The sequence below is a fragment of the Nitrospirota bacterium genome, from assembly GCA_004296885.1.
Taxonomy (GTDB): Bacteria; Nitrospirota; Nitrospiria; order Nitrospirales; family Nitrospiraceae; genus SYGV01.
The window spans coordinates 313,264-337,731 of sequence record SCVN01000023.1 but is presented as its reverse complement, the minus strand read 5'-3'; the positions used below and the strand labels follow the sequence as shown (position 1 = coordinate 337,731).

General features: G+C 61.4%; 25 protein-coding genes. 9 read left to right on the top strand and 16 right to left on the bottom strand.

Features of this window, described 5'->3' with window-relative positions; translation table 11 throughout:
• Nucleotides 1-77: 77 nt before the first annotated feature.
• Entirely contained in the window at nucleotides 78-401 is a 324-nt protein-coding gene (locus EPO61_14740; GenBank protein ID TAJ07217.1) for a hypothetical protein, read from the top strand.
• A gap of 8 nt (nucleotides 402-409) precedes the next feature.
• Nucleotides 410-643 (top strand): DUF4926 domain-containing protein, encoded by a 234-nt coding sequence (locus EPO61_14735; GenBank protein ID TAJ07446.1) that lies wholly within the window; start codon nucleotides 410-412, stop codon nucleotides 641-643.
• 147 nt (nucleotides 644-790) lie between these two features.
• On the opposite strand, the gene EPO61_14730 is transcribed toward EPO61_14735, so the two are convergent.
• The 3 genes from EPO61_14730 to EPO61_14720 are packed head-to-tail and all read right to left on the bottom strand — an operon-like array spanning nucleotide 791 to nucleotide 2,590.
• Nucleotides 791-1,432, bottom strand: a complete 642-nt coding sequence (locus EPO61_14730; protein TAJ07216.1) for a hypothetical protein — start codon at nucleotides 1,430-1,432, stop codon at nucleotides 791-793.
• A gap of 47 nt (nucleotides 1,433-1,479) precedes the next feature.
• The gene (locus EPO61_14725) at nucleotides 1,480-1,869 is read right to left on the bottom strand and encodes a cupin domain-containing protein (GenBank protein TAJ07215.1); all 390 of its coding nucleotides are present in this window, start codon (nucleotides 1,867-1,869) and stop codon (nucleotides 1,480-1,482) included.
• Between the two features lie 34 nt (nucleotides 1,870-1,903).
• Entirely contained in the window at nucleotides 1,904-2,590 is a 687-nt protein-coding gene (locus EPO61_14720) for a hypothetical protein (protein ID TAJ07214.1), read from the bottom strand.
• A 373-nt stretch (nucleotides 2,591-2,963) separates the two neighbouring features.
• Here EPO61_14720 and EPO61_14715 point away from each other — a divergent pair, with 373 nt between their 5' ends.
• Nucleotides 2,964-3,248, top strand: a complete 285-nt coding sequence (locus EPO61_14715) for a DUF1232 domain-containing protein (GenBank protein ID TAJ07213.1) — start codon at nucleotides 2,964-2,966, stop codon at nucleotides 3,246-3,248.
• Nucleotides 3,249-3,315: 67 nt separating this feature from the next.
• Here EPO61_14715 and EPO61_14710 read toward each other — a convergent pair whose 3' ends face one another.
• Nucleotides 3,316-4,143 carry an RNA methyltransferase gene (locus EPO61_14710; GenBank protein TAJ07212.1) on the bottom strand — a complete coding sequence of 276 codons (828 nt, stop codon included), beginning with the start codon at nucleotides 4,141-4,143 and terminating at the stop codon, nucleotides 3,316-3,318.
• A gap of 88 nt (nucleotides 4,144-4,231) precedes the next feature.
• On the opposite strand from EPO61_14710, the gene EPO61_14705 reads away from it, so the two are divergent.
• Nucleotides 4,232-4,699: an XRE family transcriptional regulator gene (locus EPO61_14705; GenBank protein TAJ07445.1), complete on the top strand. Its 468-nt coding sequence runs from the start codon at nucleotides 4,232-4,234 to the stop codon at nucleotides 4,697-4,699.
• Here EPO61_14705 and EPO61_14700 read toward each other — a convergent pair.
• Entirely contained in the window at nucleotides 4,696-6,690 is a 1,995-nt protein-coding gene (locus tag EPO61_14700; GenBank protein ID TAJ07211.1) for an oligopeptide transporter, OPT family, read from the bottom strand. The two genes, EPO61_14705 and EPO61_14700, sit on opposite strands and share 4 nt — an antisense overlap.
• A gap of 87 nt (nucleotides 6,691-6,777) precedes the next feature.
• Between EPO61_14700 and EPO61_14695 the strand changes: the two genes are divergently transcribed.
• A complete protein-coding gene (locus EPO61_14695) occupies nucleotides 6,778-8,430 on the top strand; it encodes an alpha-keto acid decarboxylase family protein (protein ID TAJ07210.1) in 1,653 nt (550 codons plus the stop codon).
• 137 nt (nucleotides 8,431-8,567) lie between these two features.
• On the opposite strand, the gene EPO61_14690 is transcribed toward EPO61_14695, so the two are convergent.
• The 3 genes from EPO61_14690 to proC form a co-directional block, all read right to left on the bottom strand.
• Nucleotides 8,568-11,129 (bottom strand): right-handed parallel beta-helix repeat-containing protein, encoded by a 2,562-nt coding sequence (locus EPO61_14690; GenBank protein ID TAJ07209.1) that lies wholly within the window; start codon nucleotides 11,127-11,129, stop codon nucleotides 8,568-8,570.
• 17 nt (nucleotides 11,130-11,146) lie between these two features.
• Nucleotides 11,147-11,341, bottom strand: coding sequence for a hypothetical protein (locus tag EPO61_14685; protein ID TAJ07208.1), 195 nt, complete (start codon nucleotides 11,339-11,341; stop codon nucleotides 11,147-11,149).
• An 89-nt stretch (nucleotides 11,342-11,430) separates the two neighbouring features.
• A complete protein-coding gene (gene proC / locus EPO61_14680) occupies nucleotides 11,431-12,255 on the bottom strand; it encodes a pyrroline-5-carboxylate reductase (GenBank protein ID TAJ07444.1) in 825 nt (274 codons plus the stop codon).
• 130 nt (nucleotides 12,256-12,385) lie between these two features.
• On the opposite strand from proC, the gene EPO61_14675 reads away from it, so the two are divergent.
• Both EPO61_14675 and EPO61_14670 read left to right on the top strand, forming a co-directional pair.
• A complete protein-coding gene (locus EPO61_14675; GenBank protein TAJ07207.1) occupies nucleotides 12,386-13,471 on the top strand; it encodes a HEAT repeat domain-containing protein in 1,086 nt (361 codons plus the stop codon).
• Between the two features lie 83 nt (nucleotides 13,472-13,554).
• A complete protein-coding gene (locus EPO61_14670) occupies nucleotides 13,555-14,097 on the top strand; it encodes a hypothetical protein (protein TAJ07206.1) in 543 nt (180 codons plus the stop codon).
• Between the two features lie 176 nt (nucleotides 14,098-14,273).
• Here the strand turns inward: EPO61_14670 and EPO61_14665 are convergent, their stop codons facing one another.
• The 7 genes from EPO61_14665 to EPO61_14635 all read right to left on the bottom strand — a co-directional run bounded on the left by EPO61_14665 (nucleotide 14,274) and on the right by EPO61_14635 (nucleotide 21,025).
• Nucleotides 14,274-14,717, bottom strand: coding sequence for a hypothetical protein (locus EPO61_14665; GenBank protein TAJ07205.1), 444 nt, complete (start codon nucleotides 14,715-14,717; stop codon nucleotides 14,274-14,276).
• 3 nt (nucleotides 14,718-14,720) lie between these two features.
• The gene (locus EPO61_14660) at nucleotides 14,721-15,014 is read right to left on the bottom strand and encodes a hypothetical protein (GenBank protein TAJ07204.1); all 294 of its coding nucleotides are present in this window, start codon (nucleotides 15,012-15,014) and stop codon (nucleotides 14,721-14,723) included.
• A gap of 42 nt (nucleotides 15,015-15,056) precedes the next feature.
• Nucleotides 15,057-16,214: a hypothetical protein gene (locus EPO61_14655; GenBank protein ID TAJ07203.1), complete on the bottom strand. Its 1,158-nt coding sequence runs from the start codon at nucleotides 16,212-16,214 to the stop codon at nucleotides 15,057-15,059.
• A gap of 149 nt (nucleotides 16,215-16,363) precedes the next feature.
• On the bottom strand, nucleotides 16,364-17,857 hold the full coding sequence (locus EPO61_14650; protein ID TAJ07202.1) for a hypothetical protein: 1,494 nt from the start codon (nucleotides 17,855-17,857) through the stop codon (nucleotides 16,364-16,366).
• Nucleotides 17,858-17,881: 24 nt separating this feature from the next.
• Entirely contained in the window at nucleotides 17,882-18,466 is a 585-nt protein-coding gene (locus tag EPO61_14645) for a penicillin-binding protein activator LpoB (protein TAJ07443.1), read from the bottom strand.
• Nucleotides 18,467-18,551: 85 nt separating this feature from the next.
• Entirely contained in the window at nucleotides 18,552-19,118 is a 567-nt protein-coding gene (locus EPO61_14640) for a hypothetical protein (protein TAJ07201.1), read from the bottom strand.
• 521 nt (nucleotides 19,119-19,639) lie between these two features.
• Nucleotides 19,640-21,025, bottom strand: coding sequence for a tetratricopeptide repeat protein (locus EPO61_14635; GenBank protein ID TAJ07200.1), 1,386 nt, complete (start codon nucleotides 21,023-21,025; stop codon nucleotides 19,640-19,642).
• Between the two features lie 154 nt (nucleotides 21,026-21,179).
• Here EPO61_14635 and acs point away from each other — a divergent pair, with 154 nt between their 5' ends.
• Nucleotides 21,180-23,078, top strand: a complete 1,899-nt coding sequence (gene acs, locus EPO61_14630) for an acetate--CoA ligase (GenBank protein ID TAJ07199.1) — start codon at nucleotides 21,180-21,182, stop codon at nucleotides 23,076-23,078.
• Between the two features lie 73 nt (nucleotides 23,079-23,151).
• A complete protein-coding gene (locus tag EPO61_14625; protein TAJ07198.1) occupies nucleotides 23,152-23,646 on the top strand; it encodes a hypothetical protein in 495 nt (164 codons plus the stop codon).
• A gap of 76 nt (nucleotides 23,647-23,722) precedes the next feature.
• On the opposite strand, the gene EPO61_14620 is transcribed toward EPO61_14625, so the two are convergent.
• Nucleotides 23,723-24,379, bottom strand: a complete 657-nt coding sequence (locus EPO61_14620; GenBank protein ID TAJ07197.1) for a riboflavin synthase — start codon at nucleotides 24,377-24,379, stop codon at nucleotides 23,723-23,725.
• Between the last annotated feature and the right edge of the window lie 89 nt (nucleotides 24,380-24,468).

The following is a 24,468-nucleotide window of genomic DNA, read 5'->3' as shown; positions in this document are numbered from 1 at the left end:
TCCGCACTTCGTGTGATCCGCCGCGTTCGATCAACTCGCGGCGGAGTGGTACCTTTCCTCCAGTAACTTAGATTCCCCTGAAGCTTCCAGCGGATGCCTTGATTGCCATGGACAAGCTTACCCGCTATTTGCTTGTGCCCCAGGCGCGCGGCGACAAATCAGCATTTCTCGCGGGAGCTGGATATGCCAGGGATAACGCCGAACAATTGCTCCGGGATCTGCGGAGCCAGATCCTGCCGTTGGATGCGACAGCGCTGGGATCTAACAAGTTCGGGCAATACTACGAAATTCGCGGTAAGCTGACCGGCCCAAACGGGGTGACGCTCTCGGTTCGCACCATCTGGATGACCGAACACTTGCTCGGGATCACGAAGTTCGTTACACTCATCCCAGGCAAGTGAGGAGCATGATGGAATTCGAGCTCTATACTGATGTTGCGTTGGCACGGGATGTGCCGGAACACCGGCTCAAGCGCGGAGACATCGTCAAGTTAGTCGACTACCACGTGGCTCCCGATGGGACAGAGGGGTATTCCGTGGAGGTGCTCAATGCCGTCGGTGGCACACTGGCCGTGATTGCCGTGCCTGCTTCTGCCCTCGAAGCACTCCGCCAAGACGAAGTACTCTCCGCTCGTGCACTGTAGCACGTAGTTTCTTCCTGGCATCCTTCCCAACTCAAAGCTCATACCCCCTGGTTCAGAAACGCAAAGGGGGGAGTCTCGCGCCCCCTGCTACATCCCGATAAGGCCCGCTCGCGTTACCACCGGCGAGGACACAATAAGCCCAAGACCCTATAGCCGCTGTAGGCGGAGGTTATCGAAGTGCGTCACCGCGTCAGATTTTGTCCACAGACCAATACGCCCTTGTTTGAAAGTCTCATCACAAAGGTCAAAGACCTGCTCCTGGTCAAAGAAGATTTGCACCGCACAGCCTCTCATTTTAACGCGAAGCGCGTGCCACCTTCGGACATCGATAATCTGGTCGAAATTCTTGATCATCTGCCTGACGCCTTTCGCAACCCGATAAATTCGAATATTCTGCTCTAAGGGATTCGCTCGGACCAGGTAGTAGTTGCGATCGTCTGCCGCACGCCAGATGAGGCCGCCCCCCATGTCAGCTTTTCCATCCACCGGCAGCAAGGAGACCTCTATATCCGCATCGGAAGACGTGGTTCCATTGATCAGAACCACTTTATACGCATGCTCTGACCCCTTGCCCGTAAGTTGCCCAAGCACATGTGGCGGGCTTGGCGCATTGCTTGTCGAAATAACCTTCCACTCACCAGCTGGTCGCCCATCAAATAACGTCCCGACAAAAAAGTCGTCAGGTAACGTGCCCGCGGCATCGGCGTCGAACGTCCAGAGGCGAGGCTGCTCATCCGGAGCAGCCGCTGAGGTGGCCGCCCCCGATGTTCCTCCACACGTCAGGGCCAAGACTGCGAACAGTCGAATGCTCCATGTCCGGCAAGAATGTATGCTTCTCATGGACGTGCCCTGCTCAATGAATTGAGCGGGGCCATCAGATCTCCAGACTCAACTGGTACATGCTCCACGGGAAGCGGGCACTGGACGACCGTAATGATCATGCGGCGGTCTCGACTGGTGTTCAGGTAACCATGCGGAACATCCGTGGGCACGAGTACCGTTTCGCCGGCCTTTATCGAAGAGCGCTCGCCTCCGACCACAATCACTCCTTCACCTTCCCAACAGAAGACAACCTCATTGGCCCCAGGATGACGATGGAGGCTGTTTTGCTGGCCAGGTTCAAAGCAGTAAATGTTGCAGTGGAGCTGAGCCGACTGCCACACCCGCCGTCTCACAAAACCGCGCGGTGAAAATTCTTTGATCACCTCTAGACTCTTTTTTTCCATCGGTGGGCTCCTTGGTGCGGCTGTGTCCCTCTGATTACCGCCAGGTGACTTCTTCCCAGCAGAGATGAATAAACGTTTCGTAGGGAGGGAAATTCTGGGGGTTCTGCTCTTTTGAGCGAACCCATAGATCAATCTCCATACCGGCGGGGTCAGTTTCTCCACCTGGAAGAGTCCGTTTGACTGGATAGCGGACTTCGTGCGTCTTCGGGTCACGTGATCGCTCCATCACCATGAAGTGAGCCGGATAATCTTTATAGAGAACCTGATCGTTCTGGAACATGGTTGCGGTACCCCATCCAGCGAGGTATAGCCACGTCTTGGGGTACAGAGGGTCGCCATGACCTGAGTCACCATGCTCGTATATCCGCGTTGCAATTCCGCCATCCTGGAACGGCTGCGCGGCGGCAAACCGGTCGAAGACAATCCGATAATGATCAGCGCCCTCCACAAACTCGGCCACAACTGTCCCGGTATTAGTTACTTCATTCACGTCAATCTCGATGGCCCCTTTCACGGAGGTCAAGTGTTTGCCCACATAATCGAGATGATCCCATGGCGACGTATCATGCAGACTGCCTACCAAAGTGGTGCGTTCACCTTTGAGATGAAATTCGCCGCTGTAAAACGGATGTTCGGTGGCATTAAAAATTCTGGTCCCTTCGGTGCCCTTTGGAGTTCCGAACTGGGTTTCTTCTGCCGTGGCTGAAGTCCAGAGCCCCATCGTTACCGACCCGGCAATAGCTATTACCCATGCCACGACTCGATTTGGATGCGACACAACTCACCTCAGTTTGATTGCTGTAAACGTTGGTTCAATGCCACTTCGAAGATGATGGGCTCGAACGGCATGATTATCAAGAAAATAGTAGGGGTAGTAAGAGGTTCAAAATACATGGGTTATGCAGAGGCAGAGTGACAACTTCTTCAATATGCTGGTGCTACTTTGACCATTAGTAACAAGTGAAGCGGGGGCTGCGCCCCCGAACCCCCGCGGGCCGGTCCGGTTCTGTCGAATCCGTGCCCGGCCCTGCGGTGCTCGCCCGCGTTCCCCTCGCATTTGGATTCTGCAATCATGGCGTGTATCCTTAATCATCATGGCGATCGTTGACCGCCTGCGATCAGCAGGAAAGACCATCAAGGCCGAGCTGGTTGTGTATCGGCTGGTTCTCGCAGATCCTCGTACGCCGAAGCTCGCAAAATGGCTGCTAGGCCTGGCTGTCGCCTATGCCGTCTCACCCATCGACCTCATTCCCGACTTTATCCCGGTTGTCGGCTACCTGGATGATCTGGTCATTCTTCCGGCATTAGTCATTGTGGCGTTGAAGATGATTCCCCAAGAAGTGATAGAGGATTGCCGAGCGAAAGTGTTGGATGCCTGATGACGTTGGCCCCATTCCGAGACGATTCTTAACCAGAGCAGACAGTCCCCGATTACCCCCCCAACGACTACCGATGTTCTGCTGGCTGCTTCTGTTTGGATAGGGCGCGAAAGTAGAAAGAAGCGATGGCTGCTGAGGCGGCGACGTTCAAGGATTCGATCGCTTGACTGACGGGAATATGGAAACGGACCGTGGCCTGTCGCAACGTGGCGTCCGACAGGCCACGGCTTTCGTTTCCGAAGGCGAGCACCGATCGCTCCGGCAGGTTCGTAAGGTCTGTGATAGGGCGGCTGGTCTTGCCGGCCGGCACGGAGGCCAGGAGGGCGCAGCCCTGGCCCGTCAAGTTGGCCACATCCTTTATATACAGCACCGGCAGTTTCAGGACGCCTCCGGCCGTCGCCCTCACGACCTTGGGATTGAAGACATCGGCCGAGTCGGCCGAGAGCCACAGGGCATCGAGGCCGAACCCCAGCGCCGTCCTGACGATCGTCCCGACGTTGGCCGGGTCCTGCAAGGTCTCGCCGTAGAGTCCCAGCAGCGACGATCGACTGAGAATCTCCTGCTGATCCCAGGCCGGTTGCCGCACCACCGCCAGGATGCCGGACGGACTGGTGACGTCCGACAGGCTGTCGAAGACCGAGTCGCGGCAGGTGTGAATCGGAACAGACTTGCGACGCAGGATCTGTTGCACGCCTGCATCCGCTTGTGCGAGCCTGGTTTCTCCGATCACCAGGGCCAGCAAGGCCATCGCGTCGGATGCGAGCAACTCAAGAATCGGTTTCTCCCCTTCCAGCACGAAGGCTCGTTCCTGATCGCGCTCCTTCTTCTGTTTCACGAGTGAGCGGATGAGTTGGGCTTTGGCGGCTGAGAGCGGTTTGGGGGAATAAGCAGGCACGGTCTCTCCTTTGTGGACCAGCAGTACCGGGATGGAATGACCCTGTCAAGCGGTTGCGTGCCGCCTGGTGATTCGCTATCATCCGCTCATGCCGATCGGCCCGACCATCCAAGCCTGGCGCCTCTCGAAACGGCAGTCCGTCTCGGGGCTGGCCGACAAGGCCGGCCTCCCCTCCTCGTCGCTGGAGGCGATTGAAAGCGGCGAGTTGGACCCCCCTGTCTCGACCTTAGAAGCCCTGGCTCTGGCTCTAGGTATTCCCGTTCCCTGGCTCTATGGCGATCCCAAACAGTTGGCGCTACTCACCACCGACCCGGATGGGGAACCGTTGTTCGTTCCCTCCGAAACATCGGTGGACCCGGTCACCGAGCGGGTGCTGCAAGGCAGTAAAGAGGAGCGCGAACTCTACGTGCTGCTGACGGCCCTGCTCCAGGGTGGCGAGCCGAAGCTGGTGCGCGCAGCCGAAGCCAGTTTGCGCAGTCTGGTCAAGCAATCCCGGCAATCGACCGTCCCGTGGCAGTCGCGCCCGTCCGGTCATTTCGAACCGCCCAGCGACTAGGCCCGCTTGCTTCTGCTTCCCGTCGTCGTTCGATACAGCATCCACCCCACTCCTGCGACCGCGAGCAGCCCAGGCCAGGCGCCGAGCGGCGGCGTTGCGAACAGCTTGAACGGGTCTGCGCCGAGCGAAGGCCAGAGGCTGCTGAGGGCGATGGGCAGGGCCAGCAGGATGCCCATCAAGGCTTCGCCGGTCACCAGCCCGGCGGCGAACAGGAGCCCGCCGTTGCCCGATCCCTTCCCTTGCGGCGCTATCCGATGGGCCAGCTCCGCAATCAGCCCTCCGATGAGTATGGCGGCGGACAGTTTCAACGGGAGGTAAATCCCGAGCGCCACGGCGAGCACCGGCGCACGAAAAGACGAGCCCTGCCGATCCAGCCACCGGTCAAACACAATAACGCCGACTCCGATGCCGGCTCCCAGCCCCACCATGGGCCAGGGCAGCCCCTCGCCAAAGACCCCGCGCGCTAAACTGGCCATAAGCGTCGCCTGCGGGGCGCTGAGCGGATGCGGATGGACTGCCGTGACTTCGCCGATCCCATACTTGGCCTGCAGGAGCGCCAGGACCGGCACGATCACGCAGGCGGCCACGGCCACGCCGACCACTTGCATGATCTGCTGCTTCCAGGGCGTGGCGCCGACCAGATGGCCGGTCTTGAGGTCTTGCAGATTGTCTCCGCCCATGGCCGCGGCGCAACAGACGACGGCGCCGATCAGGAGCGTGGCGGCCGGACCGGCCGGATTCCCCTGCCCCATGACCAGCACGAGCAGCAAGGCCGCCAGCATGATCGTGGCGATGGTGACTCCGGACACGGGGTTGCTGGAGCTGCCGACGAGGCCGGCCATGTAGGCGGCGACGGAGGAAAAGAGAAAGGCGGCGACGACCATCACGAGCGTCATGCCGATCGCCACGCCGATGTGCCCGACCACCTGTGCATAGATGACGGTCATGGGGATGAGCGCGAGGAGGAAGGGCCCGACGATCCAAGGCAACGAAGCATCGCGTTCGGTCCGCGGGACGGCGGAGCCGGAACCGGCCGTTCGGTACGCCTGCCTCACGGTCAACAGACTGTCGTAGATCGGCCGGCGCAATTGCACCAGGGTCCAGAGCCCTCCGACGAGCATGGCACCGATTCCCACGTAGCGGATGTGGCCGCTCCACACGGACTTGGCCTGGGCCAGCGCGTCGGTCCCGTTCGGCAGCCCGTTCATCAGCCCGTACAGGGGCATCAAGACCAGCCAGCCCAGTACTCCGCCGAAACAGACGACGACGGCGGTCCTGAGGCCGATGATGTAGCCCACGGCCAGCAGTGCGGGCGAGAGGTTGACGCCGGCATAGACGACGGAGCGTCCGATCCTAGCGGCTCCTTCCAGGGCTTCGGCCCAGAGGCCCAGGCCGCTCTCCCCCAGCTTGACGGCCCCGCCCAGCAAGGCGGCGGTCAGCAGGGTTTTCACCCCCTGCCTCGCCCCTGCATCCGACGAGCCGGCTTCGGCGTCTGCCCCGACTTTCAGCACTTCGGCTGTCGCCACTCCTTCGGGGAAGCGCAGCCGCGCCTGGACGATGAGGGCGTGGCGGAGCGGGATCGTGAAGAGGACGCCCAGGAGGCCACCGACCAACGCGATGGAGGCGGTCTGCCAATAGTCGAAGCTGGTCCAGTAGCCGATCAGGATGAGGGCGGGAATGGTAAAGATGACGCCGGCTGCCAGCGCTTCGCCGGACGAGGCGGCTGTCTGGACGATGTTGTTTTCAAGAATGTTGGAATGGCGGAAGAGCCGCAGTACGGCCATGGACAGGACGGCGGCCGGGATGGAAGCCGACACGGTCATCCCTGCGAAGAGGCCCAGATAGGCGTTGGCGCCGGCCAGTACCGCAGCCAGAACGATCGAAAGGACCATGCCTTTGAGCGTGATCTCGGGCAGTTCCGTCCCTGGGGGAATCACGGGCGTATCCGGAGGGCTTGTTTGGATAGGTGGGCCGGTCGCGATCGGCTTCATCCGGGCGATTATAGTACAATCGGTTCGACATTGGCGGTGAAGACGGGGTACAAGAGAACGAGGGGCACAAGAGAACGAGGAGAGGACATGGCGAAGACGAGGACCATCGGGTCGGTGTTGCTGGAGCGGTTGCATGACCTGGGGCTGAAGCATATCTTCGGCGTCCCCGGCGACTATGTGCTCACCCTGTACAAACTGATCGAAGAATCGCCCATCACACAGGTGGGAATGACGCGGGAGGACTGCGCCGGATTTGCCGCGGACGCCTACGCACGGATCAGGGGCATCGGCGCGGTTTGCGTCACCTACTGCGTCGGCGGATTGAACGTCGTCAATGCCATCGCCTGCGCCTATGCCGAACGGTCGCCCGTGATCCTGCTCACCGGCTCGCCCGGCCTAGCGGAGCGGGTGCGCAATCCCTACTTGCACCACATGGTCCGCGACTTCTCCACGCAAAAGGAAGTGTTTGAAAAAGTGACCGTCGCGTCGGTCGTGCTGGACGATCCGCTCACGGCCGAACGAGAGATCGACCGGGCTCTGACAGCGTTGGTCCGCTACAAGCGCCCCGTTTACATCGAAATCCCGCGCGACCTGGTCCATGCCCCCATCGAGGGGCCGTCGCGCCAGCCGGCGAAGGCCGGCCAGTTGAGCGACAAGGCGGCTCTGGCGGAGGCGGTCGCCGAGGTGCGCGAAATGCTCGCGGCGGTGGAAAAGCCGGTGCTGCTGGTCGGCGCGGAGGTACATCGCTTCCGGCTCCAGGATGATCTGTCGCGCCTGGTCGAACGGATGAACATTCCGGTCGTCTCCACCCTGTTGGGCAAGTCCGTGATCCGGGAAGACCATCCGCTTTTCGTGGGTGTCTACGGAGGGCTCATCGGACGCGACGAAGTGCAGGAGTTTGTAGACCGGTCCGACTGTCTCCTGATGCTCGGCTCCATCCTGACGGATATCGAGGACCTGAGCGCCCAGTCCCCGTTTTTAGCCGAAGGCCGCGCGATCCACGCGACCGCCGACGCGATCACGATCAAGCACCATCGGTACGAGGGGGTCTACTTCGAGGACTTCGTGCGGGCCTTGATCGCCGCGCCCATGCCGACCTTCCATGCGCGCCGCTTGCCCTCCCGCGATCCCGGCAAGCAGGAGGCGCCGGCCGCCGGGAGCCAGGTCATGCTCAGCGGATTGTTTCACCAACTCGAGAGCGTGCTAGATGAGAAGATGCTGGTGGTGGCCGATATCGGCGAGGCGCTCTTCGCCGGGGCGGATCTGCGCGTCCACAAGAGCGCGGAGTTCCTCTCCCCCGCCTACTATACGTCCATGGGGTTTGCGGTGCCCGCCTCGGTGGGCGTCGGGTTTGCCGATCCGTCGCTCCGCCCCATCGTGCTCGTGGGCGACGGAGCCTTCCAGATGACCGGCACGGAGCTGAGCACCTGTTTCCGTTACGGCCAGGCGCCGATCGTGATCGTGCTCAACAACCGGGGCTACGGAACGGAACGGGAGATATTGGACGGGCCCTTCAACGATGTGAACGAGTGGCGCTACGAAAAGGTCTGCGACCTGGTGGGTGGAGGTGTCGGCTACCGGGTGGCCACGCACGGCGAGCTGATCCAGGCGCTGCTGGCGGCCCTGCGCGACAAGAAGCAGATGCACGTGCTGAACGTGGTGCTGGATCAGGCCGACCGGTCTCCCGCCATGGTGCGGTTGGCCAAGCGCCTCGCCAAGCGGCTCTCGCCGGGGAAGTAGCCCGTACCTTCAAGCGATCAATCCGCGGGCTATTTCTTGGTGGACAACACCGTCGCGTCGCAGGCGATATACTTGGGGCAAGACCGAAAGTAATGCCACGCCACGTTCCGATATATGTCCGTCAAATCCGGGCTCGCTCACTTCTCCATGATCTGTTCGAGCAGCTTGGTCTGCGCCCCAGCCTGGTCCAGTATCTGCTTTGGCACGTCTCCCCGCCCCTTGATCATGTGATTGTTGATGTAGGTGAGCTGCGTGGGATAGGAAATCTTGGTGGCCTTATCCGTATAGGGGCAAATGTCGAAATAGCCCTGCGCGGAATAGGGGTCGAACAGCACATCCTTGTGCAGCAGGTCCGACAAGAAACCAGTGAGGAGCAAGTCCGACAATCCGATGAACAGCTCCTTGGCCGGGATAGTTCCTTCCAGCCAATAGTTATCTTCGAAGACAATCTCCCCATAGGTGACACAGCCACCGCTATCGCTTCCGTAGGGGATGGTGTTGATCTTGGCCACCGGAAATGTCGTCGTATAAGGAAGGGGATCGCCGGGCCTTGGGGGGAGGCCGAAATCCATGTGGCCGATGGGATTGTTCAACGACACGTTGCTCTTGAGTGTAATGTAGCGACTGCCCCCGTCCGTATAGAAGGTGTTGCCTCCGCCTGCCGCACGTTTTCCGATCGCCACATTGCCTTCGATCAGCAGCGGATCTTCCGGGGAATGGCCCTGCTGGCCGGTCGTGTAAATCGCGCCGCCGTCCCAGCGGTCGCCGAGGAAGCGTTCGAAAAAATTGTAGCGGATCTTGTTCCCGCTGTTGGGCGTCAGCGGATAGTCGCCCCACTGGTGCCAGGTTGCGCCAGGCACTCCGGGGAACCCGCTTTGGTCGAGCAGACCCCAGCCCCACCCGATGGCAATGCCGGACCAAGGCACATCGGAGATAGTGTTGTGTTCAATGAGGGTGTTTCGGGTAAACCCGACGAAAATACCCGCCGTATCCACAAAGTCCCGCCCGGTTTCTTTAATGACGTTGTTCACGATCTCATTGTCGCTCGTGAGATGCGGCTCTTCCGGCGGCGGCGGGGCATGGTCTATGTCGGACACCCCGCCCAACTGGATGGCGGCCGACGAAATGTCCTGGAACAGGTTGTCCCGGACCCTGTTGCACTTGCTCCCGGTATTGAAGTCAAGCGCCACCGCCCCCAAGTGTTCGAAGCGGTTCTGACGAAACGTCACCTGGGAGGCATAGAGAAAGGACAGGTTGCCCGGCGTACGCGTGACGTTCTTGCTGTGGCCGATCTTGTTGGGTCGGTGGCCTGAGCCCTCGAGGATGAACCCGCTCTGATCGGGAACGTAGCCGTTGTCGCCGCTCGGTCCCATCCATGTGGCATAGGCAAAGGTCAGCCCCTCGAAGCGAAGATGGGAGATGGGATTCTCGGGCGTCCCTTGCCCTTCGATGAGCACTTCCTGCACAGGCAGCTCCACATCGGCTTTGGCCAGATCTTCGCCGGGACGGGGGATGTAGTACAGCCAGCCCGAGGCGGCATTCAGATACCATTCTCCCGGTTCATCCAGAAACTCATAGGCATTCTCGAATCGCTCGACTTGCCAGAAATTCCAGATGGGCGTGGTGGTGATGTTGGCATTCGTCCAGGCCGGCTGGCGGAGTGTCATCGTCCCGATTCCCTGGGCCCCTGTGATGGATGCCAGCGGCACGATCGCCATTCTCCATTGGTCTTTGCCCACCGCCTCGACCTCGCGCGGATTCGTCCAGGTCATGGGATTCCGCCATCGTTCTGGGTTCAAGTTGGTCGTGGCAAACAATATCCCGCCGCCGACGAGGTAGGGCTTGTTCTGGTCGGCATCCGATGGAGGGAGCGGCAGGGGCCGGAATCCTGCCGGAAAGGGTTCGGTGCGAGCGCGGGTCGCGCGCCGGCCGTTCACATATAACTGACGCGACCGACGCTGCCCCACGAAGGCTTTATGGACATTCAACGTTTGATCGTGCAGGGTCCAATCCTTGACCTGGACCGAGCCGGAAATAATCGGATGGGCGCCGGGCGCGGCACGATATACGACATCATGCCCGTTGCGGCCGGAATCATCGCTGCGGAGTCGCAAGGGGCGCTCGATCCGATAGATGCCGTCTTGAAGCAAGACGACGACGTCCCCTTCCTCCCACCGTTTCTTCTCAACGTGGGCGACCGCCTCGCGTGCCCGCTCCAACGTCAGAAACGGCGCCGACCGGGTTCCCGGATTGGCGTCATTGCCATGGGGAGCAATCCAGAATTCGACCGATGTGGTGGCCGTACCGGAAGATAGGCAGGCGCTTGCGTCCGCGGCGGCTGGCCGGTTTTGCGGTGATCCTCCCAGGGCACTCGCCAACTTTTCGGCGGAGGCGCGTTGGGCTTCGCTGTCCCGTTCGATGTCGGTCAGCAGCTTGCGCTCCTGACCCAATTCGGCGCTCATCGCGGCCTTGGCCTGTTCCCGTTCCATCCGAAGCCGTTCCACATCGCCGGACGAGGCGCAGCCGACGAGAATGCAGGCCCAGAGGAGCAGGGTGCCTCTCTTGGCTATGGAGCCATGACTGACGGCAACGGGATGGTCAGGGGTCATCAGGGAAGGCCTTGCAGGAGAACTCTCAGCGGGTTTCGTGGATTCTCTTGTGCCGGCATTGCACGTTGTGGCATGGCCGAACCGTGACATTCCGCTCCATGTCGAAGCTAGGTCTTCGGTTTTGTCGAGAACACCGTGGCGTCGCAGGCGATGTACTTGATCTGCTTCATGGGGATGATGATGACTTCTTTGGCCGAATCCACTTCCAGCACTTCCATGTCCTCGCTGATCGTGTGCCGGATCGCGTCCTTGACCAGTAGTTCCTGATTGTCGGTGAACACGACTTTGACCCAGTAGACCATAGGAAGACACTCCTCAAATAATAGGGGAAGAAGCTGATGGGGCGGCAGTCTACTGGATTGCGGCGGAGCGGGCAAGCCTTCTTTGCCCCCTAGTCTCGGGGATCGGCTCCCAACTCTTTCGAGCGCTTGCACGCTGCCTCCACCGCATTGATGAGTGTGGCGCGTAACCGGCCTTCTTCCAATTGGTGTAGGCCGGCGATGGTCGTGCCGCCCGGCGAGGCCACTCGATCCTTCAAGACGGCCGGATGCTCCCCACTCTCGATGACCATTCGCGCTGCCCCCAACACAGTCTGGGCTGCCAGGAGTTGCGCAGTCTGGCGAGGCAGTCCCGCCTTGACCCCTCCGTCCGCCAGGGCTTCGATGATCAGATAGGCATAGGCAGGTCCGCTGCCGCTCAGGCCGGTGACGGCATCCATGAGCCGCTCTTCTATGGTGACGACCGTGCCGACCGATCCGGAAATGGCCTCGGCCATTTCCCTATCCTCCTTGGTCACGCCTGGCCCCAGCGCGAGTGCGGTCACCCCTGCACCCACGCTCGATGGGGTGTTCGGCATGGCCCTGATGATCCTTGCGCCGGGAGGAAGGTGTTGAGCCAGGTTGCCGATCGGATAGCCTGCGGCAACGGAAATCACCAGGGAATCTTTCTTTATAGATTGAGCTGTTAGCTGTATGACCTCATCAATAATTTGAGGTTCGACGGCCAGGATCAGCACGTCGCCCCAGGCGGCTGCTTCTCTATTGTCTATCCCGGTTTTGACCTGGTATCGGCTCTGAAGCTGGGTACGGCGTTCCGGCAGGATGTCTGTGGCGTAGAGCTGCTTCGGCTTGGCAACGCCGGCCTTGAGCATGCCGGCCACCAAAGCCTCCGCCATGTTCCCCGCCCCGATGATGGCAATCTGTTTCTTGACGGTCATGGCGCGATCATACCGGCGGCCTTCTCCCCCTTCAACTTGCAACCCCCGGAGGGCTTGGGTACAGTTGCGGACATGCAGCTGATTACATCTCATACGCGGAGTCATTCTATTGCTTGTGCGGGAGGGTCCAATGAAGCCAGCCCTTTCTTTATCCGTCTTGATCCTGATCGGCATGATCGCATTGTTCGGCACCGACGTGTCGGCCCGCCGGGACATCTTGGAGCCGGAGCAAAAAGCCCAGCTGGCCAAAGTTGATCGTATTCTGGTCGAGGTCGTGGCGATCACGGATCAGGGGCCGGTGGAACCGGGCCCGCTTCAGGAGGTCGTGGTCAAACGGCTCAAGGAAGCCGGCTATCAAGTGGTGACGGACCCGGCGCAGCCGTCCGATGTGGTCTTCAAGGTGAAGTGCGAGCAGCGGAAAGTGTGGGAAGGCACGACCACGATGGGCAGCGATGCCGACTTGCCCGACTCCCCGTCCCGTGTCTGGAAGGGGCCGGCCTGCCAGTTGCTCTATTTGCTGGGCGGCAAGAAACTGGGCTGGCAGAAGGAGGTCCGCACGGAGTTCTTGGATTCGCTCCAGGCGGCGGCCGTGGCCAAGGCGGCCGATCCCGGCCAGTATGCGTTGGCGAAGCTGACGGAGCGGCTGGCGCAGTATGACTTCCCGGTCCTGGTGACGGCGGACTGGGGGCAGGAAGACCGGCTGCTCAAGATGCTGAACGATCCGGCGGCCACGTCGGGGCGCAAGGTGCAGATCGTCGTCGCGCTCGGCGATCTGTTTTCAGCGAAGGCGGTCCCGCAGTTGCTCAAAGAGCTGAAGGGCTCCGACCTCGAGGTGGCGAAAGCCGCGGCCGTGGCGCTGGGCAATATCGGGAACAAGGACAGTATTCCGGCCCTCGTTGGGGCCATGCAGTCCGGCAAGCCGGAGTTGCCGGCGGCGGCGGCCAAGGGGTTGGGGGTGCTGGGCTCCCTGCACAGCGATTTCTCGGTGATCACGCCCCTCCTCGAGGCCTTGAAGAACGACGACCTCGGCGTGAAGACCGAGGTCGTCCTGGCCCTCGGGAAGTTGCCCGACAAGCGTTCGTATGAGCCGCTCTTCGCCCTCTCCAAATCTCTCCAGAAGATGCACAGCACCGACCCGGACCCCAAGCAGAAAAAGCTGAAAGACGCGGTGAACTATTCGCTCAAGCAGATCGATACATGGGAATACATCCAATAGTCGGATTCCGTGAAACGTGAAGCGTGAGACGCAAGGAGCTGAGGGAGGACTCGCTGCGGCCTCGCCACGGGGAAAGGCGCGTCTTGGCGCGCCTGGGGCGGGCGGGTGAGAAGATGGCCTTTTTGAACATCCTGATCGTGCTCTTTCTGGGAAGTGAAGCCCCGACCCTCTTTGCCCAGGTCGTCGGCGACGAGGCCGAGATGCAGCGGTTGCAGAATCGCGCCGAAGAAGCCATTGCAAACGGCGATGCGGATGGCGCGGCTCTGCATAGCGGGAAGGCGGCGCTGATGGCCGGGCAATTGGCGAAACGGAACCAGGCGGACTCGGCGTTCGGCCGATTCTATCGCGGCGCCGAAGCCCTGTTCCGGTCGCAGGAGCATGGGTATCGCGCGCTGGCACTCTATCAGCGGGCCGGCGGGCAGCCTCCCGCGTCATCGGGGGTGTGCAGCACGATGCAGCTGGCCGGCCAATCCATCAACCAGGCGATGGATCTGTTGGAGTTGGAGCGGCCCGGTTCTTCCGCGCTCGACCAACGCCATGCAGCCGAATCCAAGAATCTCTTGTCTCAAGCGCAAGGCTGGGTGAAGACGATCGAAGAAATGGAAGACGATTTCCAGTGCCAATGAAGATTGGAGCTTATGGCAGATGGCTTATGGCCAGAGAAAGCAAGAGCCTATGGCTGATGGCAGGTGGCCAGAAGCAAGCAAGAGCATATTGCAGATGGTATATAGCTGATAGTCAGAAGTAGAAGCGCTTTCTCCAACTCCTCCGGCTATACGCTATCAGCCATCAGCTCTTCTCTTCAGTCGTCCTCCGGATTGATCGGTGTGATGCCGAAGGGGCGGCAGAGCTCCAGCGCCTGTCGGTCCGAACTCACGAATGAGAGCCGCAAAGGGCGCAGTTCCTGCGCCAACACCAGATGAATGGCCTGGGCGCTGCGGAGAAACGGATAGTCGAGGATGAACTGCTTGGTCGCCAGGTATGTCCGGCTGGACGGGGTGACGAACTGAAAGAGCCCGCGATCCGATTCCGCCTCGAATTTGAACAGGACCGAATACCAGTCGTCCCTCGTTAACTCTCCGAGCCTGGCTTTCAACGCCAGGGCCGCATAGAATTCCGGGATGGCCACCGATCCGAGGATGGCGAGGCGGCCGCGCTTGGCCAGCAGGGCGTTCACGGTCTTCGTGCCCCGTTCACGGCTGTAGCGTTTGACGAGCGCTGACGTATCGAAATAGTAGACGGGCATCGTTCATCCCCTCCTGGACACGATGAATTCCGCGAGCGACGTGCGGAGCTTGGACAGCCGATCCTGGATTTCTTCCAGCGGCAACTCCTCATAGCCCTGCTTCCGCAACGAAGCCATGAGACTGCCGGCTTGAATCTGGCCGGTGTCCTGCTTGATCCGTTCCAACACACGTTTCTTGCCCTGGCGGCTGGAGCCTTGCCGGCTGTCGCTTGAGGCGGCTTGACGGTCGGGCGCCGCCGGTTTGCGCGTTTTTGCCGGCTTGGCTTTGCCGGCGCTGAGCTTCACCGATTTAGACATAGACTCTCCCTCATGGGTGATCCGGTGCCGGACGGCCATTCCCTACCGTCCCTCTTCTTGCGGGCAGGCCGCCGGAGGAATGGCCGTCGGCGGGTCCACTTCTCCATAGACATACCCGGCCAGTGTCTTGGCCAGTTCGGACGTCAATTCCTGTTGCATCACGCGTACGGCTTTGGCGTTGGCCTCTCCCTCGGTCAGATGCCCTTCCTTGCCTGATCGAGACACGGCTCCGACCACCCGCTGGGAGCCGCTCTCCACGACGACAAAGTCGCTGCACCAGCGGACGTAGCGAAACCGGGGGTCGGGCACGTTGGCATTCCAGAGCCGGACGGTGCCCTTGGCCAGCAATTCCAGCGGCCGGCTGCCCGGCTCTCCGCCGACCTGCCCGTTCGTGCCGGTCTGGACGGTCGGTTTGGCGGTGACGGGCAACCCCTCGCGGATCAATCCTTCCATGACGGCCCTGCGGACCGGCTCGGCCTGGGCGCCGGTCACCTCCACACTGACGGCCAGATTGGAGGAGAGAAACTGTTCGAGCTCCGCCGTCAGTTCGGCCACCTTGTAATTGGAGGCGGTGCCCTGCCCGCTTTGGCGGATGATGCGGAGGTCCGCATTGTGGGCCTCCCGCAAGACCAAGCTCTTGATGGCCCGCCGGAGGTGCCGCAGCTTGGCTAGCTTGTCTTGGGTCTGGCGAAACTCCTTCAACTCGGTCTCCACTTGGTCGTCCAGCTCTCCGATGCGCCCCAGCATGGCGGTCCCGGCCTGCGCCCGGCTCATGACGGCGAGGGCATAATGCTGGCCCGTCTTTTCGTCGGACCAGCCGGCCATGATCCGTACGTTCTCCAAGATCTTGTCGGTGGAAACTCGGGTGACGTGGTCCAGGGTGAGGCGTCGTTCGACGCTGGTGGTGCCGCGATTCTCGAATTGGAGGAAGGACTCCCAATCTCTGGCCTGCGCATCGACCTCGGCTTTGAATATCTTGGCTACGGCCCCGTAGGCCCGGTCGTTCGCTGCGTCTTGCGCATCGGCCTGGCCGACGCCGGTGAGGTATTGGTCCGGCGGATACTCCTTGCTGGGGCCGAGAATCCAGGACGGGGGCTTGCTCTGGCCGAGCCAGGCGCATCCGCTCAGGGTCAGCAGGGCGAACAACGAGCATGAGATGACGATCCGGCGTCTCATGCGGTGCGCTCGGTGGTGATCCATCGTCGTTCTACGAGGGTTATGTCTCTCAATGGCCTTGTCATATCCCGTTCGCCCTGAGCCCGTCGAAGGAGGCACTCCAGCGAAGGGTTCCGTTCCTGGTGCGACAGGCTCACCACGAACGGATTGTACAGTGATTATTGAGACACTCCTTATGGCAGTGCCTGCTCGGTCAACAACCGGGTTTCTCCCGCTTGCAGGATAACGGATTGAACCAGGCCGTGGCCCGGCGTTCCGTTGCGATTGACCGGTCGGACCCGCACCTGGTAGGAGCCGGGCGGCACCCAGAGCCGGGCGATCTGAATTTCATCCGGCATCGTGCGCCAGCTTCGTTTGTCCGATTCTTCCGTGCCGATCGCCAGGGCATGGGCCAGTCCTCCCACCAGCAGGCCGATCAGGGGGCCGAAGCTTTGATTGCCTTGGCTGGACGCCGCCATGCGCGCTCCCCGCCCGACTCCTTCGGCCAAGGCATATTTGATCGCGCCGCGGGCGACGGCCTTGCGCACAATCTGCGCGTACCGGTCGTTCAAGCTCTTGGCCGCCAGGGCGCTGATGTCCTGCGTCAACTCGGTCTTGGCGAAGTAATCTCCTCCCGCCCCGGTCGCCGTCACTTCTTCGTGCGCGATCCCCGTCTTGTGCGGGACCAGTTTGGGCAGCGCCACGCGCACCACTTGCCCGCTCAACCCATAGAGCAATGTTTCCGCTCCCCGCGTATCCTGATTGCTGCGCCCCAGGGCTCCCTTGGTCATCAGCACCAGGCGCAAGGCGTCGAGGCTGACCGGGAGGTCGATGAACTGGTCCTCTTTGTGCGGCGCCCGGCCATTATAGCTGATCACCACGATCTGGGCGAATTCCCGGAGCTTCTGGGCCGGCTCCCAGGACAGGCCCTGGAAGGCTTGCTTGTACTCTTCATGCTCCTGCGTCAGGCCGAGGGCTTCGCTGGTGCGCAACAAGTCCGCGCGCAGCGTAGGCGGCGGCGGAACGCGCGCCCAGGGCTGGGCCGCTTGATACCGGTCGTAGGCTTTGCGGTAGGCGATAAAGGCGTTGTTCTGGTCGCCGGTGGATTCGTAGAGGATGCCGGTCAGGTAGCGGGCGAAGGCGTCGTCGCGGTACGCGTCTTTGTCGCCGGCTTGATCGGCCAACAGGTTGAGCCGCTGGTCGATCCGTCGTGCCTCGACCAGGGCATCGTTCCACTGACCGGTGGCGGCATAATTCAGCGCCTTGAGGACGTTGAGCATGACTTGCTCGTAAGGCTCGCCTTCGTAGGGCAGCAGCGTATCGTTGACCAGAAAGGCTTTGGCTTCGGTGCGCACCCGTCTGGTGTAGAGTTCCTCGACTTCGGATTCCGCTTGTTCCAGCAACGCGGTGCTGTCCTGATAACGTCCGGCCAGATGGAGGGTCATGCCCCGATCCATCCGGTACAACACCCGGCTGACGGTGCCGTACTCCTCCTCGGCCTGTTCGATGATCTGGTCGGCTTGCTGGGGATTGCCGGCCAGGAGACTGTGATCGACCCGCGCATAGCGGGTGCTGGGGGAGGTGCAGCCGGTCACGAGCAGGAGCCCGAGGAGGCCGGCTATGGCGGAGAGCCGAAACCGCGAGGGCGGGCCGGACACTGTCCGAGCCGGAGAGGCCGAGGATGACATGGCCGGACTCACGAACAGGCGGGCCTAAAAAACCGTGCGTTTCCGTTCGACGACTTTTTTGATCTTCTTCTGTCCGAACCAGGACTTCACGTTGTTTTCCAGATCGATCATCTCCAAATCCACCTGATAGAAGATGGCGCGCACGCCCTCGGATTCGTCCACGATCGTGGAGATATTGCCTTTCAGCATGAAGTCGGCGCCGATCTCCTTGCCCGGCGATTTTTGCGTGTCCTCGCGGGCCTGCTCGGCTTGCGCGCGGCGTTCTTCGCGGAGTTCCTCCCGTTCTGCCTTGCCGGCCACGAACGTGACTTTTTGCGAATTCGTCAGCTCGCGCGCCAGGTCGGAGACGAAGGTCTGGACGTTGATGTGTTCGCTGCTCCGGTTGAGGATGGTGCCGACGACGACCACGGGCTGCCGCCCCTTCGCGCTCCTGTACTTGGCGAGCCAGGGGTTGTCCAGGGCTTCCTTGACCATGGACTCGGCCACGAGGCGCGAGTCGGTGTCGTTCCAGCGACCGCTGAAGTCGGTGACGACGCCCGAATCCACGCGGGTGACCCTCGTGGATTCGCCGCAGCCGGTCGTTGCGGTGGCGACGGCCAATACGAACATCGCCACCGCAGAAATGTTCAATGGTGAATGGTGAATGGTGAATCGATGCGAAGACATGTCTTCATCATTCCTCATTCGGCGGTTCTTACTTGCTGTCCCGCTTGGTTTCTTCTTTTTCCAGCTTCTCGAAGAGCTTCTCCCCGTTCTGGCGGACATAGTCGCGGACTTGGGGGGAGAGTTCCTTGCTCTGGGCCAGCGCCTCCTGCATGGACTTCAAGTCCATCTTGACGAGCACATAGTAGGTCAGGCTGTCCTCGTCCTTGTACCGGTCCACCGGCATGACGCCGGACAGAGTGCCGGAGGAGAAGGTCTTCACGGCCCGCTCGACGTTCTGTTCTTCCGTGGACTTGCTGAAATCCGCCGCGGTGGTGGAGGCGGCGTAGTTTCTCATCAGATAGGCGGTGTAGGTCTGGAACCGCTTGGTGATCTCCGCGCGGGCCATGTTTTCGGCCGCGTCCCAGGCCAGGGGCTCGTTGCGGACGCCTACGACCGAGCCGACCCCATAGATCTGCTTGGAATCCTTCTCGTTGTAGGCCGCGGAGCCCTTCTTCACCCAGGCGGGCGGGCCGCCGCAAGCCGAGAGCGTGAGCAGCAAGGCCAGCGCCAGACCGCTGCGGAGCCACTGTGTCGGCACATTCGTGTTCAACCTCATGGAGCGCCTCCTTCCTGACCTGTCATTGGTTGATTGGAGTCAACTGGAGATCATGGGCCGGTAGATCGTGATCGGCTGCCTCGTCGAAAAACTTGATGATTCGATGCTAGCATGCACCCCCCACCCTGTCAACGAAAGGGCCGGGTGAAAATGGCCCTGGTCGGATGGCCTTACTGCGTATGGCGCCTTGTCTTTGGAGGGCCAGGCGACTACACTCGATCGACCCTGGCTTCACCTCAAACTCTGCGGAGGATATTCTGTGGCTGATGTCAAAATTGAAGATGGGATCATTAAGGTCAAGGATCTGGACGTGATGGATTCCAAGGCGGCGGCGGTGCTGGCCGAATATCCGGAAGTACGCTGGGCGGAAATCACCAGGCGGGCGCTCAAGATCGGCCTCGGATATATGAAGGGCGGAGCGCAGGATTGAGCGAGAATTGTGAGTTGTGAATTGTAAATTTTTAGTTGAGTCGGATTCGACCCTCAACTAAAAACTCAACACTCACAATTCAAAACGTTCCTCACTGTTTTGTGGGCTGGTCCGTTGCGTTGGCCTTGCCGAGGTAGTCCCGCACGCGGTTTTCGTTCCCTCCGGTTTCCAGGTACCGCTGGTAGGAGGCCACGGCTTTCGGTCGGTCCTTTAAGTCGTCGGCATAGAGATCGCCGAGCGACAGATGGACGTCCGAGTAGCCGGGGTTGACGGCAAGGGCTTGGAGAAACGCCTTTTCCGCGTCCTTGTACCGGCCTTTTTTCTGTAGCACGAGCCCGAGCGTGTAGTGGGCGTCCGGGTTGGTCGGCGCATGCTTGACCGCCAGTTCCCCGGCCGACAAGGCTTCGTCCAACTTGTTCAGGCGATCCAGGTACAGGTAACTCTTCAGGACGTAGGCGTCGCCGAACGCGGGACTGTACCGGATGGCTTTCTCCAGCCGCTCAAGCGCTTCCTCCAGCGATTTTTCTTTCTGCTGCTGGAGGAGGCTGAAGGCCTTGTCGTATTCTTCTTTGGCTGCCGCGGTCCGTTCCGCTTCCGTCCTGGGCTCGGGCCCGGCCCGGTAGGCGCTCATTTTCCCTTCGACCAGGACCGTGTCTCCCTCTCCGTCGAGGCGGGCGAATTGAGGCTGTTGGGAGCCGCCGCTGAGCCGGTTCACCTGCGTGATGACGTAGGCCCCGATTTCGCTGGCCATGATCCAGCCGTTCTTGTTCTCGTCCGCGGCGCCCTGCACCCCGGCGAGGAAGGCCGTGACGAACGTCCCCTGCCCGTTCTTCCTGGACAGCGTCCCGCCCTGGCGGGCGGCGCTCAGGACTTGCACGGCCCGTTTGTCCGTGTCTTCTTCCGGCGAGAGGCGGCCTTCCAGCGACAGTGGCTGGGGCGGCGTGATGTCCCAGCCGGACACGGCGCTGTCCAACACGAACAACACGTGTTTGGCCATGACGCGGCGGGAGAATTCCTTCAAATGGTCCATGGTCACGGCCTTGGACACGTTGGAGACCTGGGCATCCCAGGGAACCAGGTAGCCGATGTCCTTGTTGTGCATGTCCTGGCTGGCGCCGGCGTGGCCGGCAAAGAAGATCACGACCCGGTCGTGGCGCCCGACTTTGCGGGGCAGGTACTCGTTCAGGATGAGGTGCATGCGCTTGGAACTGGCGTCCTTGTTATAGACTTCGAGCACCTCTTGAAACCCGAGCTTGCGGAACGCCTCGGCCACCGCCTTCCCGTCCTCGACGGCTCCGTCCAGCTTGGGCGCGACCAGGTAATCGTTGATGCCGATCACGACGGCCCAGGATTTGTAGTAGAGCCCTTCGGGGCGGCCCAGTTGAGCGCTTGCGGTCGGAATGAGCGACAAGACGAAGGCCCAGGCGAGGAGGCCGGTGCGGCAGAGGTGCAGGCCCTGTTGACGCGAGCGAACCATGGTGGCCGATGCTACTCTTCGGCTCTTTTGGCTGTCAAGGATGTGCGGGCTTGCGCCGCGCCCGCCGCTTGCCCATAATGCAGGTCTGCGCGGTTTGACGGTTGCGTTGAATAGAAAAGCCTGCGAGCCGACTTGAGAGACAGGGAGCGAGTCTATGGGCAATGGTGAGCAGCATCTGGAAAGTCTGATGCGGGCGGACCGCGTCGTCCACCCGACCCCGGCCACCAAGGCGGCGGCCTATATCAAAGACTACGAGGCCGACTACCGTCGATCCATCGCCGATCCGGAGCAGTTCTGGGACCGCATCGCGAAGGAGTTGGACTGGTTTGCCCCTTGGCGCAAGGTCCTGGACTGGAACTACCCCTGGGCCAAATGGTTCGTGGGGGCGACGTGCAACATTTCCTACAATTGCCTGGACCGGCACGTCAACAGCTGGCGCAAGAACAAGGTCGCGGTCATCTGGGTCGGCGAGCAAGGGGAAGAGCGGATCTTCACCTACGGCGAACTCGCGCGCCAGGTAAACCGTTGCGCCAACGCCCTGAAGGCCTTGGGCTTGCAGCAGGGCGACCGGGTCACCATCTACCTGCCCAAGATCCCCGAGCAGATCGTGGCGATGCTGGCCTGCGCCAGGATCGGGGTCATCCACAGCGTGGTGTACTCCGGATTCAGCGCGCCGGCCCTGGAGAGCCGGATCAAAGACGCCGAGTCTCGCGTGGTCATTACCGCCGACGTCGGCTACGACCGGGGCAAGGTGATCAGGCTCAAGCCGGTGGTGGATCAGGCCGTGGCCAATTGCGGGTCGGTTGAGACCGTGGTGGTGGTGCGCCGGGAGAAGCCCGTTGTGTCGTTGGCCGCCCCCAAGGAGGTGGATTGGGACGACTGGCTGGCCGGCGAGAAGCCGGTCTGTGAGGCGGTGCCGCTGGATGCCGAAGCGCCCTTGTATATTCTGTACACCTCCGGGACGACCGGCAAGCCGAAGGGCGTGGTGCACGTGCACGGCGGGTACATGGTCGGCACCTACATCACGACCAAGTACGTGTTCGATCTGAAGGAAGAGGATGTCTATTTTTGCGTGGCCGATCCCGGCTGGGTCACGGGGCACAGCTACATCGTCTACGGCCCGCTGCTGAACGGCGCCACGATCCTGACCGCGGAAGGCAAGCCGGATTATCCCAATCCGGGACGCTGGTGGCATCTGATCGAACGCTATGGGGTGTCGATCTTCTATACGACGCCGACCGCCGTCCGGTTGTTGATGAAGTATGGCGAAGAGTGGCCCAAGAAGTACGACCTCTCTTCGTTGCGCGTGCTGGGGAGCGTCGGGGAACCGATCAATCCCGAGGCCTGGGAGTGGTATCACCGGGTAACGGGCGGGACCAAGCCGATCATGGACACCTGGTGGCAGACGGAGACGGGCATGATCCTGGTCACGCCCCTCCCCTCGGTGCCGCTGAAGCCCGGTTCCGCCACGAGGCCGTTTCTGGGCATCGAGGCGGACGTCGTGGATCGTGAGGGCCACAGCCTCCCCGCCAACAGCGGCGGCTTTGCGGTGATCAAGAAACCCTGGCCGGCCATGATGCGGACCATCTACAAAGATCCGGACCGGTACCTGGTCTATTGGAATACGATTCCCAACTGCTATACGGCCGGCGATGTTTGCCGCAAGGACGAAGACGGGTACTTCTGGTTCATGGGGCGGGCCGACGACGTGATCAAAGTGGCGGGCAACCGCATCGGTACGGCCGAGGTGGAGAGCGCGATCGTGAGCCACCCGTCCGTCGCGGAGGCGGCGGTCATCGGGAAGCCGCATAAGACCGTCGGCGAGTCCATCAAGGCGTTTGTCATCCTCAAGCAGGGCGAGCGGGAGAGCCCGGAGTTGGTCCAGGGCTTGAAAGATCATGTGCTGAAGGAACTGGGCAAGATCGCCGTGCCGCAGGAAATCGATATCGTCTCCTCGTTGCCCAAGACCAGATCCGGGAAGATCATGCGCCGCGTGCTCAAGGCCAAGGAGCTTGGCCAGGACCCGGGCGACATCTCGACGATCGAAGAGTAGGCGCAGTAGTCGGAGAGGACTCAATCGAGTCGGTGCTCAAACCGTGCGGATCAATACTATAAGGAGGCCGGATATGCCAGCCCATGTGAAAAGTTTGTACAGGGCGGTCGCCGCGGCCGGGATCGTGACGTTGCTCTTTGCCAGTGCTATGCCCTTTGATGTCTATGGGGCGGAGGAAAAGAAGGCCGAGAAGAACAAAGAAAAAATCGTCAAGAAAGCCGCCACGCCAACAGCCGACCGGAGCGGCACCGCCCATGTCCCCAGCACCAAGGCCTCCGGGGCCGGGATCGCCGCCAAGGCGCAAGCCTGCTTCGGCAATACGCCCAAGATCGAGAAGGTCACGCCGGACGAGGGCAAGGCCGGAGACACCGTCACCATCACAGGCGAGAGCTTCGGGGCGGCCGGCTGCCTGACGGCCGTGTCGTTTGGCCCGGGTGGCGAAGCCAAGTTCTCCTATGTGAGCGACACCAGGGTGACGGCGACCGTGCCGGAGGGACACAAGGGCATTCGGCTGCTGACGGTGACAACGGCTTCGGGGGAGGATACGAAAGCGTTCGTCGTGAAGTAGCCGGCAGCGTTCCGCACTCAGCCGTCAGCCTCGTGCTGAAAAGAACCGAACGCTGACGGCTGAGTGCCGGCGATGTTTAAATCAGCCCGCGTTTCTGGAGATAGTCCCGGTCGATGGTCGGGGCCGGTTTCTGGGGCGCGAGTCCCCGCTCTTGCAGCAGCCGCTCGACGAATTTGCCGATCAGGTCGGATTCGAGATTGACCGGATCTCCGACTTTTTTGAGGCCCAGCGTCGTGACTTTCGCCGTGTGCGGGATGACGGCAATGCTGAAGGTGTGGACGGCGACGGAGTTGAGCGTCATGCTGATGCCGTCGATGGTGACCGAGCCCTTCGGCACGCAGTAACGCAGGATCTCCGGCGGGGCCTCGATCGTCACGACGAGGGCGTTGCCGTCCTGACGTTTCTCCCTGATCCAGCCGACCCCGTCCACATGACCCGCCACCAGATGGCCGCCGATCCGTTCGTTCAGCTTCATCGCCCGCTCGAGATTCACCGGGACCCCGACCGCCAGTTTACCCAGGGATGTGACCGCCAGGGTTTCCGGCGAGACGTCCACGGTGAACTCGCGGTCCCCTTTCGCGACCACGGTCAAGCAGGCGCCGTTCACGCTCACGCTCGCCCCTATCGGCAAGTCGTCCATGATGGTTTCAGCGAGAATGCTCAGTCTGGTCCCGGCCAGCGTCGGCTCGAACATCTTCACGACACCCATTTCTTCGACGATGCCGGTAAACATGTTGACTCGTGCTCCCCTATTCTTCTTTTTTGAGCAAGACGGTTTTGACCACGTAGGCGAAGACGACGAGCAACACGAGGATGCCGAGG

What these genes read in the sequence shown, in the direction of transcription:
- EPO61_14735 (TAJ07446.1), top strand. Translation starts at nt 410, where the DNA reads ATGGAATTCGAGCTCTATACTGATGTTGCGTTGGCACGGGATGTGCCG.
- EPO61_14725 (TAJ07215.1), bottom strand. Translation starts at nt 1,869, where the DNA reads ATGGAAAAAAAGAGTCTAGAGGTGATCAAAGAATTTTCACCGCGCGGT.
- EPO61_14720 (TAJ07214.1), bottom strand. Translation starts at nt 2,590, where the DNA reads ATGGGGCTCTGGACTTCAGCCACGGCAGAAGAAACCCAGTTCGGAACT.
- EPO61_14715 (TAJ07213.1), top strand. Translation starts at nt 2,964, where the DNA reads ATGGCGATCGTTGACCGCCTGCGATCAGCAGGAAAGACCATCAAGGCC.
- EPO61_14705 (TAJ07445.1), top strand. Translation starts at nt 4,232, where the DNA reads ATGCCGATCGGCCCGACCATCCAAGCCTGGCGCCTCTCGAAACGGCAG.
- EPO61_14700 (TAJ07211.1), bottom strand. Translation starts at nt 6,690, where the DNA reads ATGAAGCCGATCGCGACCGGCCCACCTATCCAAACAAGCCCTCCGGAT.
- EPO61_14695 (TAJ07210.1), top strand. Translation starts at nt 6,778, where the DNA reads ATGGCGAAGACGAGGACCATCGGGTCGGTGTTGCTGGAGCGGTTGCAT.
- EPO61_14690 (TAJ07209.1), bottom strand. Translation starts at nt 11,129, where the DNA reads ATGTCACGGTTCGGCCATGCCACAACGTGCAATGCCGGCACAAGAGAA.
- EPO61_14685 (TAJ07208.1), bottom strand. Translation starts at nt 11,341, where the DNA reads ATGGTCTACTGGGTCAAAGTCGTGTTCACCGACAATCAGGAACTACTG.
- proC (TAJ07444.1), bottom strand. Translation starts at nt 12,255, where the DNA reads ATGACCGTCAAGAAACAGATTGCCATCATCGGGGCGGGGAACATGGCG.
- EPO61_14675 (TAJ07207.1), top strand. Translation starts at nt 12,386, where the DNA reads ATGAAGCCAGCCCTTTCTTTATCCGTCTTGATCCTGATCGGCATGATC.
- EPO61_14665 (TAJ07205.1), bottom strand. Translation starts at nt 14,717, where the DNA reads ATGCCCGTCTACTATTTCGATACGTCAGCGCTCGTCAAACGCTACAGC.
- EPO61_14660 (TAJ07204.1), bottom strand. Translation starts at nt 15,014, where the DNA reads ATGTCTAAATCGGTGAAGCTCAGCGCCGGCAAAGCCAAGCCGGCAAAA.
- EPO61_14655 (TAJ07203.1), bottom strand. Translation starts at nt 16,214, where the DNA reads ATGGATCACCACCGAGCGCACCGCATGAGACGCCGGATCGTCATCTCA.
- EPO61_14650 (TAJ07202.1), bottom strand. Translation starts at nt 17,857, where the DNA reads ATGTCATCCTCGGCCTCTCCGGCTCGGACAGTGTCCGGCCCGCCCTCG.
- EPO61_14645 (TAJ07443.1), bottom strand. Translation starts at nt 18,466, where the DNA reads ATGTTCGTATTGGCCGTCGCCACCGCAACGACCGGCTGCGGCGAATCC.
- EPO61_14640 (TAJ07201.1), bottom strand. Translation starts at nt 19,118, where the DNA reads ATGAGGTTGAACACGAATGTGCCGACACAGTGGCTCCGCAGCGGTCTG.
- EPO61_14635 (TAJ07200.1), bottom strand. Translation starts at nt 21,025, where the DNA reads ATGGTTCGCTCGCGTCAACAGGGCCTGCACCTCTGCCGCACCGGCCTC.
- acs (TAJ07199.1), top strand. Translation starts at nt 21,180, where the DNA reads ATGGGCAATGGTGAGCAGCATCTGGAAAGTCTGATGCGGGCGGACCGC.
- EPO61_14625 (TAJ07198.1), top strand. Translation starts at nt 23,152, where the DNA reads ATGCCAGCCCATGTGAAAAGTTTGTACAGGGCGGTCGCCGCGGCCGGG.
- EPO61_14620 (TAJ07197.1), bottom strand. Translation starts at nt 24,379, where the DNA reads ATGTTTACCGGCATCGTCGAAGAAATGGGTGTCGTGAAGATGTTCGAG.